Raw genomic sequence first — 17,929 nt, forward strand, 5'->3', positions numbered from 1 at the left:
TCCGCCGCAGCTCTACCGCCTCGCGACCTGGTCGGCGCGAACAACGATCGAAATCATCTGGGTCAGATCATGAAAGCAGGCGCAGCTCAGCGGGCGACTGAAAGCGGTGACTCGCGACACAGACCGTCTGCCACCAAAGCCTGGCTGAAGGCCATCGAACTGACCTCGCGGATCGAGGCCGAGCCGCAACGGCTGTTCGCCGACGTCGTGGAAGAATGGGCGAAACGGCAACCCGAACGCCCTGCACTGCTCTCCGACCGCCAATCCTTCACCTACGGGGAACTCAGCGCCCGGATCAGCCAATATGCGCGTTGGGCGCGGAGCCTGGGCGTCCGCGCCGGCGACACCGTCTGTCTGCTGATGCCGAACCGGCCGGAGTACGTTGCCTGCTGGCTCGGCATCAGCAGCGTTGGCGGTACGGTGGCGCTAATCAACACCCGGCTGGTCGGCCGGTCCCTTGCCCACTGCATCGACGTTGCCCGTGCCGACCACATCGTTCTTGCCGCCGATTGCATGAATGCGTTCGAAGCCGCACGTCCGCACCTTGATCGCGTGCCCCAGATCTGGAGACTGGGTCCCGGCAGCGCTGGCGCCGATCTGGATGCGGCGCTCGCCGGCACGGATCCACGCCCGCTATCCTCCGTCGAGCGCGGCGACGTCACGATCAATGAACGCGCCCTGCTGATCTACACCTCCGGCACCACGGGATTGCCAAAGGCGGTAAACGTCAGTCATCGCCGCATCCTCAGTTGGGGAGGATGGTTTGCCGGGCTGACAGACGCTTCCATCCACGACCGCCTTTACGATTGCCTGCCGCTCCATCATTCGGTGGGCGGTGTCGTCGCGCCTTGCAGTATGCTTCGCGCCGGCGGTTCAGTCGTGATCGCCGAGAAGTTCTCCGCGGAAGACTTCTGGGACGACATCATGTATTTCGACTGCACCGTCTTCCAGTATATCGGTGAACTCTGCCGCTACCTTCTGAACGCACCGGCGTCCGGGCTAGAGGTCGGACACGGGCTGCGGCTGGCCGTCGGCAATGGATTGCGCGGCGACATCTGGGAGGCGTTCGCGAAGCGGTTCGCGATTCCGCAGGTCCTGGAATTCTACGCCGCGACGGAAGGTAATTTTTCGCTATTCAACTTCGAAGGAAAACCCGGCGCGATCGGCCGTATCCCGCCGCTGCTGGCGCATCGCTTTCCCGCCTCGATCGTGAAGGTCGATGCCGACAGCGGCAGCCCGGTCCGCGGCGACGACGGGCTCTGCATCGCCTGCACCCACGGCGAGGTCGGCGAGGCAATCGGGCGCATCGGCACCGCAGATCGGGGCGGCGGACCTTTCGAAGGCTATACGGAGCCGGCCGAGACCGAGAAGAAGATTCTCCGCGACGTGTTTGCCGAAGGCGATGCCTGGTTCCGGACCGGCGATCTGATGCTTCGGGATCAGCAGGGCTACTTCTATTTCGTCGACCGGGTCGGCGACACCTTCCGTTGGAAGGGCGAGAACGTCGCGACCAGCGAGGTGAACGACGCGATCATGGACTGCCCCGGCGTTGTTGACGCCTCAACCTACGGGGCCGCGGTCCCCGGCGCCGACGGACGCGCCGGCATGGCGGCTTTGGTCGTGGACCAGCATTTCGATCTTGGGATCTTCGCGGAACAGCTGTCGCGCCGGCTCCCGGTCTATGCCCTTCCGGTCTTCGTCAGGTTCTGCGCGGAGCTCGACGCCACCGAGACCTTCAAGAGGAACAAGCAGCGGTTGATCCGCGAGGGATTCGATCCTTCGGTCGTGAACGACCGGCTGTTCCTGCGCGATCCGGCGACCGGCGCCTATCGTTCGATCGACCGGGCCGTCTACGCGCGCGTCGTGGAGGGCGGAATCAGGTTTTAGCATCGGCTCGAAGAGCCGCTTTTTGAAGAGGTGAGGTGTTCATGTCGGTAAAGTTGAGGATTTTCTCGGCGATGCAGCAGATCGCTGAAGAGCAAAAGGTCACCCTTCCGCCGCTCCGGGATGATCTGGCGCTGCAGGACACCGGGTTCGATTCTCTGGCGTTCGCGATCCTGGTCGCGCGGCTGGAGGACGATCTCGGCATCGATCCGTTCACCATCGCGGAGGACGCCGCCTTCCCGTCGACCGTCGGCGAGTTCATCAGAGCATACGAGAATGTCCCAGCCTGACGTCCTAGCACTGCGCGAATATCTCGGCCCGGAGCTGAAGGGCCGCACGATTTCCGATGCCCGGCACGTCATATCGCTGACCGACATTCTCGGGCACAGCTGTCTGATCGGCAGATATCGCGAGCTGTCCGGCCGCTCGGTGATGCTTGCGACGTCGGGACAGCTGCAGTCTGCGCTCGCGATGATCGAGCTCGACGGCATCGCCCGCCGCATGCTTCTGTGCCCGCCCGACCTCGATCCGGATCACATCGAGGCCTTGCTTGCGGATGCCGAGATCGACGCCATCGTGACCGACAGGCCGCTGCACCGATGCGATGACGGCGCGTACCTGGTCGTCGGCGCCGGTCTGCCTGAACGGCCGGGTGCGGGATGGAAGACCGAACGCGCGACCGAGTGGCTGATGCTGACCTCCGGCACATCCGGGCCGCCCAAGATCGTCGGCCATACGCTCGACGGGCTGGCCGGCGCAATCATCGCCGACGGAGCTGCGCGCTATCAGAACGCGACCTGGGCGACGTTCTACGACATCCGTCGCTACGGCGGCCTGCAGATCTTCCTCCGTGCGGTGATCGGCGGCGGATCGATGGTGCTGTCGGAGCCCAGGGAAGCCATCGTCGATCACGTGGCACGGCTGCGCGCGGGCGGCGTCACCCATATTTCCGGGACACCGTCGCACTGGCGCAAGCTCCTGATGAGCAGCGCGGTCGCGGACTTCTCGCCACGCTATGTCCGCCTGTCCGGCGAAATCGCCGACCAGGCGGTGCTCGACGGCCTCGCCCGGACGTTTCCGCAGGCATCGATCGGCCATGCCTATGCCTCGACCGAGGCCGGCGTTGGTTTCGCGGTCAACGACGGGCGCGAGGGTTTTCCTGCCGACCTGATCGGACGGAACCGCGACGGCGTCGAGATGAAGGTCGTCGACGGTTCGCTTCGGATCCGCTCTCACCGCACGGCACGCTCCTATGTCGGCACCGGCGCGCCGCAGCTCACCGACGCCGAGGGCTTCGTCGACACCGGTGACCTGGTCGAACTGCGCGACGAGCGCTACTATTTTGTCGGCCGGCGCACCGGCATCATCAACATCGGCGGGCTGAAGGTCCATCCCGAGGAGGTCGAGACCGTGATCAATCGACACGAGTGCGTGCGAATGTCGCGCGCCCGGTCGCGCAGGAGCCCGATCACTGGCGCCATCGTGGTCGCCGACATCGTCCTCGCCGACGGCACCGACGCTGGTCGCCACGAGACGATCCGTACGGAGATTCTCAGCCGGTGCAACGACGCGCTGGCAGCATACAAGGTGCCTGCGGTGATCCGCTTCGTCGAGCGGCTCGACCTGACGGCAGCCGGCAAACTGACGCGCGCCGATGCATAACGTCCTCGTCACTGGCGGCAGTCGCGGCATCGGGCTTGCGATTGCACGCAGGCTTGCCGCATCCGGCGACTACAATGTGGTCGCGGTCGCGCGCCGCCAGAGCGAGGAGCTGGGACAGGCCATCCGCGAGGCGGGAGCGGACCGACTGCACTTCAGGGCGTTCGACCTCGGCCAGACCGACAAGATTCCCGCCTTCGTGAAGGAGCTGCGCGACGCCTTCGGCGCGATCTACGGTCTCGTCAACAATGCCGGGATCAGCAGCGAAGGGCTGCTGGCCAACACGCGCAATTCGGAGATCGAGGCGTTGATCCGTCTGAACGTGCTGTCGCCGATCGTTCTGACCAAATACGTGGTGCGCCATATGATGGCCGACGGCGCCGGGCGCATCGTCAACATCTCCTCCATCATCGCCTCTACCGGCTACAACGGCTTGTCCGTCTACGGCGCGTCCAAGGCAGCGGCCGGCGGATTCACCCGTTCGCTGTCCCGCGAGGTCGGCAAGCTCGGCATCACCGTGAACGCGATCGCGCCCGGCTTCGTCGACACCGAACTGACCAAATCCCTGGACGACGACGGCCGCCGGCGGATCGCCGGCCGCAGCGCGTTGCGCCGCCTGCCCGAGGCCGACGACATCGCTTCCATGGTCGAGTATCTCCTGGGCGAAGGCGGCCGGAACATCACCGGCACTGTGCTGACGGTGGACGCCGGCAACACCGCCTAGAGCATTATCGGTTCTGATTGAATCAGAACCGAAGCTCTAGACTCTTGTTTTGACGCGTTTTCTTCACGCGAACCGGTATCCACTTCGCTCGAAAACGCTCTAGACGTCGCCGGCCCTCACGTCCGCCTACCCTGACATGCCGGGGAAGCAGCGGCTGAAAACCTCCCGAACAGCGATCAGACTGCCAAGCTGGCTCTCCAGCTCCTGCACGCGCTTTTCGCCGGCTATCATCTGCGACTCGTATTCCTTGATCATGGACGCGTCCCTGGCATCCCGGGTCAGATATTCCTCGTAGTCCGTGCCCGCGGCAAAGGAAGCCAGATCGCGGGCCGCATCTACTCGCCCGCGCAACGCGTCCCTCTCCTTCTGAACTGACGCAACCGCAGCGCTAATCGCGGCCGAAATCGAACCGAACCGTTCGCTATCGGTCCGAGCATCGCGCTCGGCGGAACGAACCTTGAAACCTCGAAGCATAGCCAGCCTCCTTGTCGCACCAGCTTCGTCGCATCATCGACCCTTTTCGCCGGGCGCCAGCTCGCATTCTAGCTTCATCTCGAGTTTCGACACGGCGCCTGAGCTGCCTCTTTGGAGGTAACCCGCGTTGAGCGACCACTCTTCGTTCTTTTTGGGGTAATCTAATCCATCCGCCTCGCGAGAATTGGCAATCTGCAACTCGCGTGGCCGGGACGCTGTTGAGCCGTGCCTACTTATTCAATCCGCTGAGGTGATCGATGCCGCTTGCGCTTATTGAAACCGGCCATTTGAACGTGGATCTCAAGCCGTCGCCGATCGAGCCATCCTGGATCCTTGAAGGCAATCCGGAAGCCCGCTCGCATGTGCTGTCGACCAGCGCGGACGGCGCTGCCACAACCGTGATCTGGTCCTGCACCGAGGGCAAATTCAACTGGTACTACGATGTCGACGAGACCATCGTGATCCAGGAAGGATCGATCGTGCTTGAGAGCAAGGGCATGCCACCGAAACGTTACGGCGTCGGTGACGTGATCGTTTTCCACAACGGTGCCCACGCCAAATGGCATGTCGAGGGCTATGTGAAGAAGGTCGCCGTCTTCCGCCAGACCAGTCCGTTCCCGCTCGGTCTGGCCGTTCGCGCCATCAACAAGCTGAAGCGGACGCTCGCCCCCGTCCATTGACTTCCTGACTGCTGATCCGCCATGCGGAGCATTCAGATATTGCTCGGCCGCGACCGCGCAAACGGTTCGCGGGCTGCGGCTATCTGGCCAAGTTCTTGAAGGGCTTGGTGGGCGCACCAGGGCTCGAACCTGGGACCCGATGATTAAGAGTCATCTGCTCTACCAACTGAGCTATGCGCCCGGACTTGGTCCGGAAAAGCCCATGCAAGAGGGCGTCGTTTAGCAAAGCGATTCCCCGATGTCCAGCAAACTGGAGCGAGTTTTCCCGGCCTTTGGCGCGGGCCCGGAAAGGCAAAAAGCCGCTGGATTTCAGCGGCTTCCGCCCCTAGAGCCTTTTCCGTTCCGATGGAATCGGAACGGGGCTCTAGATTCTTGTTTTGACGCGTTTTCTTGACGCGAACCGGTGTCCACTTCGCTGGAAAACGCTCTAGCCGGGCCGAACTCGGCAAACCTGTGCTCAGAGCCGCTCCGGGCCCCCTCGGTCCGGCCCGTCATCCCGGTCGTAGCGGTTGCGGTTGTAGCCGCGATCCCGGCCGCCATCGTCGCGATCCCGCTCAAAACGCTCCATGCGGCGTTCCCGCCAGCCCTCGCCACGGCCATGAAACCGGTCCATTCCGGTCAGCACGGCCAGGCGGCGCTTCTGGCCGTCATCCAGCGTCTTGTACAGTGGATCGGCCGCATCAGCGATTTTCTTCATGGCGGCCGCCGAAGTCGCCATGTTGTCGGCGCGCTCGCGCAGGCGCGCCACCGGATCATCCGGCTTCTGCGGACTCGAATCGTCCCGCCGCGCATCCATTCGCGCATTGGCCCGATCGATCCGCAGTTTGGCGAATTCCCGCACCGCGGTTTCCACCGCTGGCCATAGCTTTTCCTGGTCGGCGGTCAGCTTGAGCCCGGCATGCACGGCGGCGATCCGCGCGTCGGCAAACGCCGCCCGGTCTTCCGGGTTCATCCGCATATGCCCGTAGCCCCAATGACGGTGCTGGGCATAGACCGCCGTCGAACCGGCGATGGCGAGCACCGCGACCGCGGCGATGGTGAACTTCCTCATGCTGACCTCCGTTGAAAGGTTGCATGAAGATGAGCCGGCCGCTGCCGGCAATCAACTTAACGATAGGCAAGAGTGCCTTCCCTTACCAAGATGTAATGTCGCGCCGCCAAACCTTCCTCAACTAAAGCATCCCGAGCGTCCGCGGCAGCCAGAGCGACAATTCCGGGATGTAGGTGACGAGGCCGAGGAAAACCAGGAGCGTGACCAGCCATGGCAGCACCGCGATCGACAATTCGGTAATGCCCATCTTGGCGATGCCGGAGGCCACGTAGAGATTGAGACCCACCGGTGGATGGCACATGCCGATTTCCATGTTGACCACGATCATGATGCCGAAATGCACCGGATGGATGCCGAGCTTGACCGCGATCGGATAGAGGATCGGCGCCATGATCAACACGATCGAAGACGGCTCCATCACGTTGCCGGCCAAGAGCAGCAGCAGGTTCACCACCAGCAGGAAGGTGATCCAGGTGATGCCACTGTTCGTGATCCAGTTCGACATCGCCTGCGGGATCTGCTCGCTCGTCATCAGGAACGAGAACAGCACCGCGTTGGTGACGATGTAGAGGATCATCGCGCTCATGTTGGCGGAGACGAGCAGGACTTTTGGCACGTCCTTCCACCTCAGGTCCTTGTAGATGAACATCTCGATCAGGAAGGCATAAACCGCGCTCATCGCCGCGGCTTCGGTCGGCGTGAACCAGCCGAGATAGATGCCGCCGAGAACCACGACTATCAGGGAGACGCCCCAGAACGAGTCCACGAACGCCTTGAACGCCTCGCCCCACGAAGCCTTCTCGACCCGCGGAATGTTGTTCTTCCACGCGCGATACCACGTCGTCCCCGACAGCATGATCGCCAGGATCACGCCCGGCACCATGCCGGCCATGAACAACTGCCCGACCGAGGCAGAGGCGACTTTCTCGCCATTCGGGCCAAAGTAAACCGCCCCGCTCGTCGCCACCGCATAGATCACCATGATGATCGACGGCGGAATCAGATTGCCGAGCGCGCCGCCGGTGACGATGACGCCGGCGGCAAAGCGCTTGGGATAGCCGACCGACAGCATCGCCGGCAGCATGATCGAGCCGATGGCGACGACGGTTGCGGGCGAAGACCCCGACACCGCCGAGAACAGCGCGGCTGCCATGGTGGCGGCGATGCCGAGCCCTCCGGGCCAATGGCCGATCATCGTTCTGGCAAAAGCGATCATGCGTCTGGCGACGCCGCCATGGGTCAGAAAGTTGCCGGCCAGGATGAAGAACGGGATCGCCATGATCTCGAACTTCTCGATGCCGGTGAAAAGCTTCAGCGCCACGGACTCGATCGGCACCGAGGTCATGAAGAACAGGAACGTCAGCACGGTCAGGCCGAGCGCGATCGAGATCGGCATACCCGTCAGCATCAGGGCGACGAGCAGCCCGAAGATCATCAGCGTGATCATCGGGCGATCCCCCCAGCGCCGACACCGGGCGCATCGATCTCCACACCCTCGACCTGGGTTTCGTCGTGATGCGGCAGATGCCCGGTATGCCAGAAATTATTGGCCACCTGCAGGAAGCGGAAGCACATCAAATAGGAGCCGAGCGGAACGCAGAGATAGGTGATCCAGCTCGGAATCTCCATGTCGGCCGTCACCTGGTCGGTGTGGTAGAGCCCCCAGACAAATTTCGCACCCATGGAGCCAACGACGAACGTAAACAGCGCACCGCACAGCAGACTGAATATGACGGTGACTTTGCGCTTATTCGGACCGAGCTTGTTGACCAGCACGTCGACGCCGACATGGATGCCGGTGCGCACGCCATAGGCGGCACCGAACTTCGCCATCCACACGAACATGATGATGCAGAGCTCCTGCGCCCATGCGAGGTTGATGGGAAACAGGTACGGGTAGAGAAGAGGAATGCCGACCAGATAGCGATGCATCACCGCGATGAAGATGATCACCGTGGCGGCCGCGATCAGGAATGTGATCAGCAGTTCCTCGAGCCGGTCGAGGATGCGTAGAAGCATCTATATCCCCCAATTATCGAACCCCGGGCATCCACGTCTTGCTAGCGCGCGTCAGCAAGGAAAGACGTGGATGGCCGGGACAAGCCCGGCCATGACGGAGAACGATCCATTCGCCCCTGCCAGGAGCCTGGAAGCTCCCGGCATCTCAAATCGTCGTCTTAGTTGGTCGCGCCCCTGGTCTCCTTCAGGAACTCGTCGATCAGCCCTTGGCCGACGCGGCCGGCGACATCCTTGTAGATCGACTCCATCGCCTTGCGCATCGCAGCGTCCTGCTCCGGCGTCAGCGTGACGATCTCCGCCTTGCCGCTCTTCTTGATGTCGGCGAGCGCTTCGTCGTTTTCCTTCTGCGACTGGCCGTTGCCGTAAGCGGTGGCTTCCTTCATGGCCTTGTCGAGCTGGCCACGAACATCATCCGGCAGGCCGTCCCAGAACTTCTTGTTCACCACCACGATATAGCCGATGTAGCCGTGATTGGTGACGGTGATATGCTTCTGCACCTCGTGCATCTTCTGGGTGTAGATGTTCGACCAGGAGTTTTCCTGGCCGTCGACGACGCCGGTCTGCAGCGCCTGATAGACTTCAGAGAACGCCATCACCTGCGGGATCACGCCCAGCGCACGCATCTGTGCCTCGATCACTTTCGACGACTGGATGCGGAATTTGAGGCCCTTGTAGTCGGCCGGCGTGATCAGCTTCTTGTTGGCGCTCATCTGCTTGAAGCCGTTGTCCCAGTAGGCGAGACCGGTCATTCCCTTGGCATCGAGCAGCTTCAGCAGCTTTGCGCCGAGCGGACCGTCGGTGACCTTGCGCAGCGTCTTCAGGTCGGGGAGGATGTACGGCAGATCGAACACCTCGAATTCCTTGACGCCGATCGGCCCGAACTTGGCGCTTGATGGCGCCAGCATCTGCACCGCGCCGAGCTGCAGCGCCTCCAGCTCTTCCTTGTCCTTGTAGAGCTGCGAATTCGGGTAGACCTCGACCTTGACCTTGCCGCCCGTGTACTTCTCGGCCAGTTCCTTGAATTTCTCCGACGCCAGCCCCTTCGGCGTGTTCGGCGCCACGACATGGCTGAGCTTGATGACGATCGGCGACTGCGCAGAAGCCGGACCCACCAGGGCCAAAGCTGCAATCGATGCCGCAGCCAAAATCAATCTCTTCATGTTTCCTCCCACGTATTTTTTGCGGAGCGCGAACACCCGGCTCCGAAGCTTGTATGCCACCGAACCAATACAGAGAAGCCGGGCGAAACGCCATTGCCCGTTAGCAGGGTCCGGTTAGCAGGGTCCGGTCTTCAAGGTTTGCTGCATCGCAAAATGCGACATCCTGTCCAATTACGGTGGTTGGCCAAGGGGGCGGCTTTCGCAGGGGCATGGTTCCGCACCCTCGCGACGCGATGCGCCCGAGCTATGCTTGAAATCGTTCGCCCTCTTAATCAAAGGGCGCAGGGAATGCCGGATGCGCGCTGCACCCGCGGTCTCATGTGCGATTGTGCTAAAGGAGCTGCACATGAGCATACAGGGCAGCGGAGAACATCCGACATTCCCTGCGCAATGGCTTTACGGCTTATGACGCGCTCTCCCCGGTGAGACGGCCTCTATTGCCACCGTCACCCCTCGGAAGCGTTGGCTTCTTCAGAGCTTGACGCCGTTACGGGCGCCAGGACCACACGCTTTCGCCGTACGCTTCAGCCGCGACCGTCAATCGCAACATCAGCGTCCACCGCGACCCGCCCCTCGTTGTGACGATGGCCAACGCCCTCTGAGTGGGACGGGATGAGTGAGAATGTGCCGGTGATTTGGGTCGAAGGGAAGAGAGATATTTTTGATTTACAGAAATTTTTGGCTTGACATGATTTCTATAAATCAGAACTGATTTGCCCGTCGTGTTGTTTTGTCGCAGCCCGGTCGCAAGATTGCGCTTGCGCGCGAGGCGACGCAGTTGGCGTTTTGCAATTGGGCCGGAAGAGAATTGCGACAGTCGCGTAGGGCGGGTTCGCTTTAACCCGCCATCTCGCAATCAAAGCGGCGGGTTAAAGAGAACCCGGCCCTACGAAGGTCCCGCGCGCGCTACGCTTTCTGCGGCGAGATTCAGGGGAGCCATCATTGCGGCGACGCTTTTCCTCATGGGAGTGAATGACATGTCAAACCACGCAATCAGTTTCGAGAGCACCGGGATCGGTGTTGCGCCCGAGGGCTGGACGGCGCCCCTTACAGGATCAGGTGATCCGAAATGGACGGTCGAGAGCGATGACACGGCAACGTCAAAATCGAAGGTGCTCAAGCAATCCGGCCGGGCCACCTATCCGCTGCTACTGAAGAACGACACCAGCATCAAGGACGGTTTTGTCGAGATAAAATTCAAGGCCATCGCGGGATCGCAGGATCGCGCCGCCGGCATTGTGTGGCGGGCGAAGGACGCGAACAATTACTACGTGACCCGGGCCAATGCGCTTGAGGACAATGTCGTTCTCTACAAAACCGTCAACGGTGTTCGAAGCCCACTCGACATTGTCGGCCGCAAGGGAGGCTACGGCTCTAACGTCAAGGTTCCGGCCGACACCTGGCATAGCTTGCGCATCGACTTCAGAGGCTCGCGCTTCAGCGTGTCTTTCAACGGCAAGCAATTGTTGGAGGTCGAGGTCCTATCAGATTTTATTCCGCAGTCCGGCATCCCCTCAACGTGGCGCGACATCGATAACGATGGGCTAGATTCCAGTCTACCGAAGTGCGGGCGAAGGCGTTTAGTCGCCGTTCGCCCGCGCACGGCACGACTGATGCGGTTAACCCATCAACGACGATACGTTTCGCAAGGCGGTGTTGATACTGGTTCTCCTGGCCGGCGTGTCACTGATCGCTTCGGCGTCGGGGCTGATGCCGGTCTCCCAAAGTCGAAACTGAGCGAGACCTTCCGTGGACGATCAAACGATACTTCACCTCCATCCGGAAACGACAAGGCGATCGATCCGAAGTCGGTCACGGCTGGGCCCGCCGCTGGACTGATGGGAATAGATGCGTCCGTGCCGGACGTCAGCGAACGTGATCCGTCAAAATCGGTAACTGGCGTCGAACTTCCAGTATAGGGAAAAACGCGGATCCCCCGTTAAGGCCCTCGCCTCTAGTTGCCGAACAGCGCCACGCGCGACGTGTCGTCACCACCAAAGGCCATGATCCGGCCTTCTTCGTGCTCTCGCGGCTCCAGCCGCTGTTTGGCGCGGGCGGCCTCGCGCTTTAATTTGCGTTCGGCGTAGCGCTTGCGGCGTTCACGCGCGTCGGCTTCGGCCTTCTTCGCGTCCGGCTTCTCAACGCGTTTTTCCGGTTGCGCTGCCTGCACCGGCTCGGGTGCCGAGTCCACCACTGCAACCTGTTGCGATGTCTGTTGCGGCGGCTGCGGCGGCTGGGCCGCCTCTGCCGTGGTAGGCAGAATGACCCTGACGGGGGACGGCAGTTCCGCGGTCGTCCGTGCCTGGTAGCCGGAGTGGTCCTTGAGCGCCGAGTTAGCCATCAGGAGTCCGCTGCCAAAGCCAACTCCCAGGATGACAAAAGTAGTTCCCACCCCTGCGAAAAAAATGCGCGCGCTCGATGCCATGACCGTGTCTCCGAGAATGCACGTCAACACAGTGATCGCAAGATATGTTCCGGGTCGGGAAAAATAGGTAGCCGGCGTTTGCCTGGCCGCCGCAATCCCTACTCACGCGCGCGCTTGAGGTTTGCGCCTCGTTTGAGAGTGCTGATGCAGTGTCCGAAAAAACGTGTCGTTGCGATGATTAGCAGCGCTGCCGAACATTATAAAAAGCCCTGCCGAGCGAGTGCTCGGCAGGGCTCACGCAGAGAAGTCGACGGACGGCAAGCGGGGACCTTGGTGGCCCATCGAAGGTCTGCGAGCGTGTTACCGTCGGCACTAACGTCCCGGATTACCACTTGTTCCCGGCAAGATACTCAAGTGTCGCCTTAGTCGCCGTCCGCCTTTGAACCTGATAGCGATCATCGATGGTTCGCGAATGTAGGCTATGCCGACAGCCGTCGCTCCAACGGCCCGCAGTGGGTGCGCTCAATTTTGCCTGACGGGCTGAAACGAAAGTGCGCCCGCACCAGACTGGCTTTGTTGTTCCGATAATCAACCCAAATGCCGTCTTCCGTCACCGTGAGATCGTCGAGGGTAAAGGCAGTCGGGAGCTGGTTTTGCAGTTTGCCGGACCAGTAAGCCGACAACGGCTCTCGCCCGGTCAGGCGCACACCCTCGCAATCGCATTCAAGTATTGCGCGCTCCTCGTAAAGATCGAGCAACGCGTTGAGGTCGCGTGATCGACATGCGTCGAGCCAGTCAATAACAACGGCCAGCGGATCGAAATCATCAGGGGCACGCGACATAACGGTCCCATCATAAACAGTCTGCCGCCCCCGGCGCTGAATAGGCAGTTCATTATGAATGCACCTTGAACGGCCCAAGCCTCCCACCCCGAAAAATACGGTGGCGCCCCACTCCTCATGCGAAGGCTTCACCAGGCTGCGAAGGTCAGTCGTGTTTGTGCGTGCGCGCATGCAGGAGAAGCGATGGCTGGCCAGTGCCGCTCGGCCAAAGGCGGACTGCGCCCAACGCAAGGCTTGTTCCCCAGGGAACAGCGCGGGACGGCAGACGGGGGCATGGTCCGGCTCACCGATGAAACGGAGCGATGATCGCCCCGGTCGGACACGACGGAGCAAACCGATGACCAGCAATACCGGACTTCTGAACGACACCGAGCTTGCGACCGCTTCGGGTGGCGTCACTTCCCTGATTGGCACCAGCACCATTGCGCATCCGCACATTCCCCGGAATCACGACCTGCTGACGCCACAGCAGATCGCGAAGCTGCTTTCGTTCAACGGCGGCTTCAGCCCCCCGATCCCCCGCAGCTGATTTCGGCAAGCCGAGCGCTGAGTTGCCTGATCTCGCCTCCCCTGACCAGGGAGGCGAGGTCTTCGCCGCGGCCTGAGCCCGGCTTCGCTGCTGCAGCATGGCGGGCTGACAGTCCGGCAACGGCCAGGCCACGGTCAATTCTGCCATCGCCCTGGCCTAGGTCAGTGCCGGTCGCAATGACGTCGTGCTGCGACCGTTGGTCCGCGAAATCAAGTTTGACCGCCGCGTCGCCGTGGAACAGACTGTGCGTCTTGGTCACTTTTAAATGGGAGGCGGACTTGAAGAAATTCGTTACGGCGGCAGCCATTTCGTTCTTTGCCCTTGGATCGTCATTGGCGTTGGCTCAGACCGCGCCGCCAATGATCGCAAAAGACTCCAGCAAGACCGGCGCGACTCCGCCCAATGCAGGCGCCAGTGCGTCCATTGCGGTTGATCCAAAAGCCAAGAAACCGACTCCTATGTCAGGCCCTGATTACCAGCACAAAGCAGGCGCCGCTCCGCCCAACGCGGGCGCCAGTGCGTCCGTCGCGGTTGATCCAAAAGCCAAGAAGCCGGTTCCCATGTCAGGCCCTGATTACCAGCACAAAGCAGGCGCCGCTCCGCCCAACGCAGGCGCCAGTGCGCCGATCGCGTCCGCGCCCGCGGCCAAAGGGAAGAAGTAGAACCAGAGCGGTTTTTGTGCGTCTGAAGGCCCCGTCCCCACGGGGCCTTCTTCGTTTGCCGTGAGGTGCTCGCTGCGGCGCCAGTCCAGCTTTCCGGCGGCCAGAACGGACATCCGTTTGCTGGGCGTGGACCGGCGAACTGGGCCGCGAAATGTCTTTTCTCTGGTGCAAGCGTCGTTGGCCTATGACGCGACGTGCGCCAGTCCGCTCCAGTCGAAGGTGATGCCATGGCCTGGCCGCGCCGGCGCCAGTGCCATGCCCTGTTCGAGGACGAGCGGTTGCTCGATGTAGCGGTCGAGCCCGAAACCGTGGGCCTCGAGATAGGAGCGGTTTGAGCAGGCTGCGAGCAGGTGGACGGTAATGTCGTGTGCGCCGTGGCTGGTCACCGGAAGATTGAACGCTTCGGCGAGCCGCGCGATCTCCATAAAGACTGTGACGCCACCGCAATTGGTGACATCGGGCTCGGGATACGACACCGCACCGGCCGCGATATAGTTCTTGAACTCCCACAGCGAGCGCAGGTTTTCGCCCGCCGCGATCGGCACGCCGCCGGCGGCCATGATGCGGGCGTGACCGGCAACATCATCGGGAATGATCGGCTCCTCAAGCCAGGTCAGGTCGCAGGATTGCAGGGCGCGCGCGGCGCGGATCGCCTCCTCGACCGTCCATTTCATGTTGGCATCCGCCATCAGCGGAAAGCCGTCTCCAAGATGCTTGCGCATCGCCTGCACGCGCGTGACATCGGAGGCGAGATCGGGCCGGCCGACCTTCATCTTGATGGCGCGAAAGCCCTTGGCGAGATTGTCGTCAGTTTGCCGCAGCAGCGCCTCCACGGAAAGATCGAGGTCGATGCCGCCGGCGTAACAGGGTACGCGCGCGTCGAAGCCGCCGAGCAGACGAAACAGCGGCACGTTGGCGCGGCGCGCCTTGAGGTCCCACAGCGCGATATCGAGCGCGGAGAGCGCGAGCACGGGCGGCCCGCCGCGGCCGCCATAGTGCAATGCCCACCAGACATGATGCCAGATCGCTTCCGTGTCATCAGCTTCGCGGCCCTCGATCAGTCCGGGAATTTCCCGCCGGAGCGTATCGGCAATCGCGCCGCCATTGCGGCCGACCGTGTAGGTATAGCCGACACCTTCGGCCCCGTCGGAATCGCGGACACGGCACGTGATCAATTCGAAGGCGTTGATTTGGCCGTGCGTGCTGTCGGAGAGGCTAACGGTCAGCGGGATCCGATAGAGCCCGGTGTCGATCATCCTGATAAGCGCCATGGTCCGCCCTTTTTGGTATCCTAGGCTGACGCCGTTAGCAGGGCAATTGCTTCAACAATTTACATCGGATGGGTGCTCTCCGGAAGGAACGGTCGTGATCGGCGGCCTGGTTCACCTTGGTCGCATGCTCCCCCAAGGTGTGAATGTCTGCCTGGCAAGTTCGCGGTAGAGCTCGCAAATCTTTTGCGTCTCGGCAACAAACGTCAAATAGGCCTGCCTTGCAAATTCGGTCTGAATCTCAATTGCCTTGTCGAACGACCGCGCGCCGATGAGCTTCTCGACGAGCAACCCGCTCTCCTGAAGCGACATCCTGGTGTAGTCCCGGTACGCATTCGCGATGGTTTGAATACTGACTGGGTTCTCTTGAATACTGACTGGGTCCTCGTTCGCAGGAAGAACTGCGATAATCGAGGGCACATCCGCCTGTTCAACTTCGCCGATGACGGCCGCAGGCGCGGCTGTGTCGTCCGTGGAAACCTCAGGTAACGCCATCGCCATGGAAACCTCAGGTGACGCCACCATTGGGCCGATCTGAGCTTCATTCTGCGGATCAAGATTCGGACTTGGCTGTTGTCCTGACTTCCGGCTCTGCTGGTCCGTCTTCCGGCTGCGCTGGCGGGGCTTACCGCCGGATTTGCCCTGGTGCGTCGTCGACATTGTTGAACTCCACTAAATTCCGCTGTCGAAATCAGACCAGACATCAAGACTTCGCCATGTTTGCGATGGAATCGCGGTTCTGGCTTGTCCCTTGGGCGGCTTTGGTGTGGTAGCGGAAAATTTGAACGGAACGCGGAACGCGGGACGCTTGCGCGGAGCAAGGTTCCTTGTCAGGCATCGAGGAGGACGGCCGCTCTTGGCGCAAACGGGCATGCTGGAAGCTCGACGTCCGGCAGCTTCTATCAGCGGACGTCACCGGGCTCATTCCGCTTCCTTCATCCAGCGCACAATCCCGGGCCAATACTCCTCAAGCGTGCGCCTCCCCATGAACAGACTTAGATGGCCGCACGGAGCGATCGCGTGGCGCAGAGATTGCGCCGGCGTTCCGACCAGTCGTTGCACTGCAAGCAATTGTTCCGGGGCGACCACGTCGTCGGCGCTTCCGGCCAGAAGATACATCGGAAGCAGCAGCCGCGAGAGGTCGATCTCCTTTCCCAGGGCGACGAAGTTTCCGCTGGCGAGCGCGTTGCATTTGTACAGTTTCTCGACAACTTCGAGATAGTATTTTCCGGGAACGTCGATCGTCCAGGAATTCCAGTTCTTGAAGATGGCTTCTAATCGGGTGAATTCCGGCGAGCCGATCGGGTGCACACTCTACAGAGCGTTTCTGATATCGTTCGGGTCAGTCTCGTTCCCCCAGAACGGCGCGACCTTGCGGCCGATAACGAGACCATCGCCTGACTTGACCAGGCTCTCAAACACGAACCGCGGGGTCGCCTCGGCGATAACAGACAAACCGGATTGCTGCGCGGCAATATCAATCGGCGCGCCGGCCATCACAAGCTTGCGTACCTTGGCCGGGAAGCGCCCCGCATAGACCAGGGATAACCAGCCGCCCTGGCAAAGCCCCACGAGATCGACCAGACCGCCGAGATGATCGACAAGGACATTGAGATCGGCAAGATATTCGTCGATCCCGAGAAATCGCATGTCAGCGCTGGCAGAGCGCCAATCGGCCATGAACAGACGTTCAATTCCGGCGCCATGAAGGGCATCAACGAGACTGTGGCCGGCTGCGAGGTCGGCGATCGCGGCTCCATGCAGCGCGAGCGGTGGGCACAGCAGGGCGGGAACGCCGCTTCCCCCCACAGTAAAGTCACGCAGCCGGACGCTGTGCAGATCCAGCGCGATCGTGCTTGGCGTGGCTCCTTCCGGCTCCTTCGCAGGACCGGCGCCGTCAGCATCGGCGGAGAATCCAAGAAGCTGCGCCGCGACGGACGAGGCGGTTTCAGCGGCCGATGCAGCGACGATCGCAGGCCAGAAGAACGCCGCATAAGGGAATTGATCGCCTGGATACCGATCCATTTGAAAGATTTCCGGTGCGCCCCCACGCGACAACCTAGCACTTTTCGCTGGGCCATCGAGCCGGGAAATGGCGCGACCGGGTTCACGTTGCAAGCCATCAAGAACGCGTCACGAATGCCACGATCGCGAGGAGTTCATCTCACCGCTTGAACAAAGAAAAAGACCGGTGGGCATTACGCCGAAATTGCCTTGCGATCGTACGCCCGCAATTGCGGTGCAGCAGGCCATTCATTAGACGCCAGGTACAAAAAAGCTTACGGTCTTGACCGGCGATCGGCGCTGCCGTTCGCTGCAAAACAACATGCGGGAGGGACCGATGGCTTCGATGATTATCCATCACAGAGTCCGTGACTACGCAGCATGGCGTCCGGGCTATGACGCCCACGAATCGAGCCGAACCGCGGCTGGAGTCACTAACTGCCGCGTCTACCGCAACACGGAAGACGCTAACGACCTTGTCATCGTAGGCAACGTATCGGACCTGGCCAAGGCGCGCGCCTGGACGGCAAGCGATGATTTGAAGGCTGCGATGCAAAAGGCCGGTGTGGAGGGTGCGCCGACAATTCATTTCATCGACTGATCCTTGA

General features: G+C 61.6%; 20 protein-coding genes and 1 tRNA gene. 9 read left to right on the forward strand and 12 right to left on the reverse strand.

The genetic code is table 11. The features are described from left to right. Positions 1-69: 69 nt before the first annotated feature. Genes JQ609_RS02060 through JQ609_RS02075 form a run of 4 tightly spaced genes read left to right on the forward strand, consistent with a single transcriptional unit; the run spans position 70 to position 4,267 of the window. Positions 70-1,887: a long-chain-acyl-CoA synthetase gene (locus JQ609_RS02060; protein WP_212271844.1), complete on the forward strand. Its 1,818-nt coding sequence runs from the start codon at positions 70-72 to the stop codon at positions 1,885-1,887. Positions 1,888-1,928: 41 nt separating this feature from the next. After that, positions 1,929-2,174: an acyl carrier protein gene (locus tag JQ609_RS02065; protein WP_212263824.1), complete on the forward strand. Its 246-nt coding sequence runs from the start codon at positions 1,929-1,931 to the stop codon at positions 2,172-2,174. Next, positions 2,161-3,546, forward strand: a complete 1,386-nt coding sequence (locus JQ609_RS02070; protein WP_212271845.1) for a class I adenylate-forming enzyme family protein — start codon at positions 2,161-2,163, stop codon at positions 3,544-3,546. The genes JQ609_RS02065 and JQ609_RS02070 overlap by 14 nt, the downstream gene beginning before the upstream one ends. Further along, entirely contained in the window at positions 3,539-4,267 is a 729-nt protein-coding gene (locus JQ609_RS02075; protein WP_212271846.1) for an SDR family NAD(P)-dependent oxidoreductase, read from the forward strand. The genes JQ609_RS02070 and JQ609_RS02075 overlap by 8 nt, the downstream gene beginning before the upstream one ends. Before the next feature lie 126 nt (positions 4,268-4,393). Here the strand turns inward: JQ609_RS02075 and JQ609_RS02080 are convergent, their stop codons facing one another. After that, positions 4,394-4,741, reverse strand: coding sequence for a hypothetical protein (locus tag JQ609_RS02080; RefSeq protein WP_212215073.1), 348 nt, complete (start codon positions 4,739-4,741; stop codon positions 4,394-4,396). A 257-nt stretch (positions 4,742-4,998) separates the two neighbouring features. Here JQ609_RS02080 and JQ609_RS02085 point away from each other — a divergent pair, with 257 nt between their 5' ends. Continuing rightward, positions 4,999-5,421: a cupin domain-containing protein gene (locus tag JQ609_RS02085; protein WP_212215072.1), complete on the forward strand. Its 423-nt coding sequence runs from the start codon at positions 4,999-5,001 to the stop codon at positions 5,419-5,421. A 105-nt stretch (positions 5,422-5,526) separates the two neighbouring features. On the opposite strand, the gene JQ609_RS02090 is transcribed toward JQ609_RS02085, so the two are convergent. The 5 genes from JQ609_RS02090 to JQ609_RS02110 form a co-directional block, all read right to left on the reverse strand. Beyond that, positions 5,527-5,602: transfer RNA gene (locus JQ609_RS02090), tRNA-Lys, on the reverse strand. Positions 5,603-5,878: 276 nt separating this feature from the next. Then, positions 5,879-6,472 carry a Spy/CpxP family protein refolding chaperone gene (locus JQ609_RS02095; RefSeq protein WP_212215071.1) on the reverse strand — a complete coding sequence of 198 codons (594 nt, stop codon included), beginning with the start codon at positions 6,470-6,472 and terminating at the stop codon, positions 5,879-5,881. A gap of 121 nt (positions 6,473-6,593) precedes the next feature. Next, positions 6,594-7,919, reverse strand: a complete 1,326-nt coding sequence (locus JQ609_RS02100) for a TRAP transporter large permease (RefSeq protein ID WP_212271847.1) — start codon at positions 7,917-7,919, stop codon at positions 6,594-6,596. Continuing rightward, positions 7,916-8,491 (reverse strand): TRAP transporter small permease, encoded by a 576-nt coding sequence (locus JQ609_RS02105; protein ID WP_212271848.1) that lies wholly within the window; start codon positions 8,489-8,491, stop codon positions 7,916-7,918. The genes JQ609_RS02100 and JQ609_RS02105 overlap by 4 nt, the downstream gene beginning before the upstream one ends. A gap of 158 nt (positions 8,492-8,649) precedes the next feature. After that, positions 8,650-9,651 carry a TRAP transporter substrate-binding protein gene (locus JQ609_RS02110; protein WP_212215058.1) on the reverse strand — a complete coding sequence of 334 codons (1,002 nt, stop codon included), beginning with the start codon at positions 9,649-9,651 and terminating at the stop codon, positions 8,650-8,652. Between the two features lie 977 nt (positions 9,652-10,628). On the opposite strand from JQ609_RS02110, the gene JQ609_RS02115 reads away from it, so the two are divergent. Next, entirely contained in the window at positions 10,629-11,570 is a 942-nt protein-coding gene (locus tag JQ609_RS02115; RefSeq protein WP_212271849.1) for a hypothetical protein, read from the forward strand. Between the two features lie 35 nt (positions 11,571-11,605). On the opposite strand, the gene JQ609_RS02120 is transcribed toward JQ609_RS02115, so the two are convergent. Both JQ609_RS02120 and JQ609_RS02125 read right to left on the reverse strand, forming a co-directional pair. Further along, positions 11,606-12,076, reverse strand: a complete 471-nt coding sequence (locus JQ609_RS02120; RefSeq protein ID WP_212271850.1) for a hypothetical protein — start codon at positions 12,074-12,076, stop codon at positions 11,606-11,608. Between the two features lie 419 nt (positions 12,077-12,495). Further along, entirely contained in the window at positions 12,496-13,089 is a 594-nt protein-coding gene (locus JQ609_RS02125; protein WP_212271851.1) for a hypothetical protein, read from the reverse strand. 106 nt (positions 13,090-13,195) lie between these two features. On the opposite strand from JQ609_RS02125, the gene JQ609_RS02130 reads away from it, so the two are divergent. Together JQ609_RS02130 and JQ609_RS02135 are read left to right on the forward strand one after the other, a co-directional pair. After that, positions 13,196-13,387, forward strand: coding sequence for a hypothetical protein (locus tag JQ609_RS02130; RefSeq protein WP_192738773.1), 192 nt, complete (start codon positions 13,196-13,198; stop codon positions 13,385-13,387). Between the two features lie 278 nt (positions 13,388-13,665). After that, positions 13,666-14,049, forward strand: coding sequence for a hypothetical protein (locus JQ609_RS02135; RefSeq protein ID WP_212271852.1), 384 nt, complete (start codon positions 13,666-13,668; stop codon positions 14,047-14,049). 182 nt (positions 14,050-14,231) lie between these two features. On the opposite strand, the gene JQ609_RS02140 is transcribed toward JQ609_RS02135, so the two are convergent. From JQ609_RS02140 to JQ609_RS02155, 4 genes are all read right to left on the reverse strand, one after another. Further along, entirely contained in the window at positions 14,232-15,320 is a 1,089-nt protein-coding gene (locus tag JQ609_RS02140) for a mandelate racemase/muconate lactonizing enzyme family protein (RefSeq protein WP_212271853.1), read from the reverse strand. 111 nt (positions 15,321-15,431) lie between these two features. Next, positions 15,432-15,977: a phasin family protein gene (locus tag JQ609_RS02145; protein ID WP_212271854.1), complete on the reverse strand. Its 546-nt coding sequence runs from the start codon at positions 15,975-15,977 to the stop codon at positions 15,432-15,434. A gap of 261 nt (positions 15,978-16,238) precedes the next feature. Continuing rightward, positions 16,239-16,628 (reverse strand): hypothetical protein, encoded by a 390-nt coding sequence (locus JQ609_RS02150; RefSeq protein WP_212271855.1) that lies wholly within the window; start codon positions 16,626-16,628, stop codon positions 16,239-16,241. A gap of 3 nt (positions 16,629-16,631) precedes the next feature. Next, entirely contained in the window at positions 16,632-17,342 is a 711-nt protein-coding gene (locus JQ609_RS02155; RefSeq protein WP_212271856.1) for a hypothetical protein, read from the reverse strand. A 316-nt stretch (positions 17,343-17,658) separates the two neighbouring features. On the opposite strand from JQ609_RS02155, the gene JQ609_RS02160 reads away from it, so the two are divergent. Beyond that, positions 17,659-17,922, forward strand: coding sequence for a cyclase (locus JQ609_RS02160; RefSeq protein ID WP_212207054.1), 264 nt, complete (start codon positions 17,659-17,661; stop codon positions 17,920-17,922). Positions 17,923-17,929 lie beyond the last annotated feature (7 nt).

It is taken from the genome of Bradyrhizobium sp. AUGA SZCCT0169 (genome assembly GCF_018130085.1).
GTDB lineage: Bacteria > Pseudomonadota > Alphaproteobacteria > Rhizobiales > Xanthobacteraceae > Bradyrhizobium.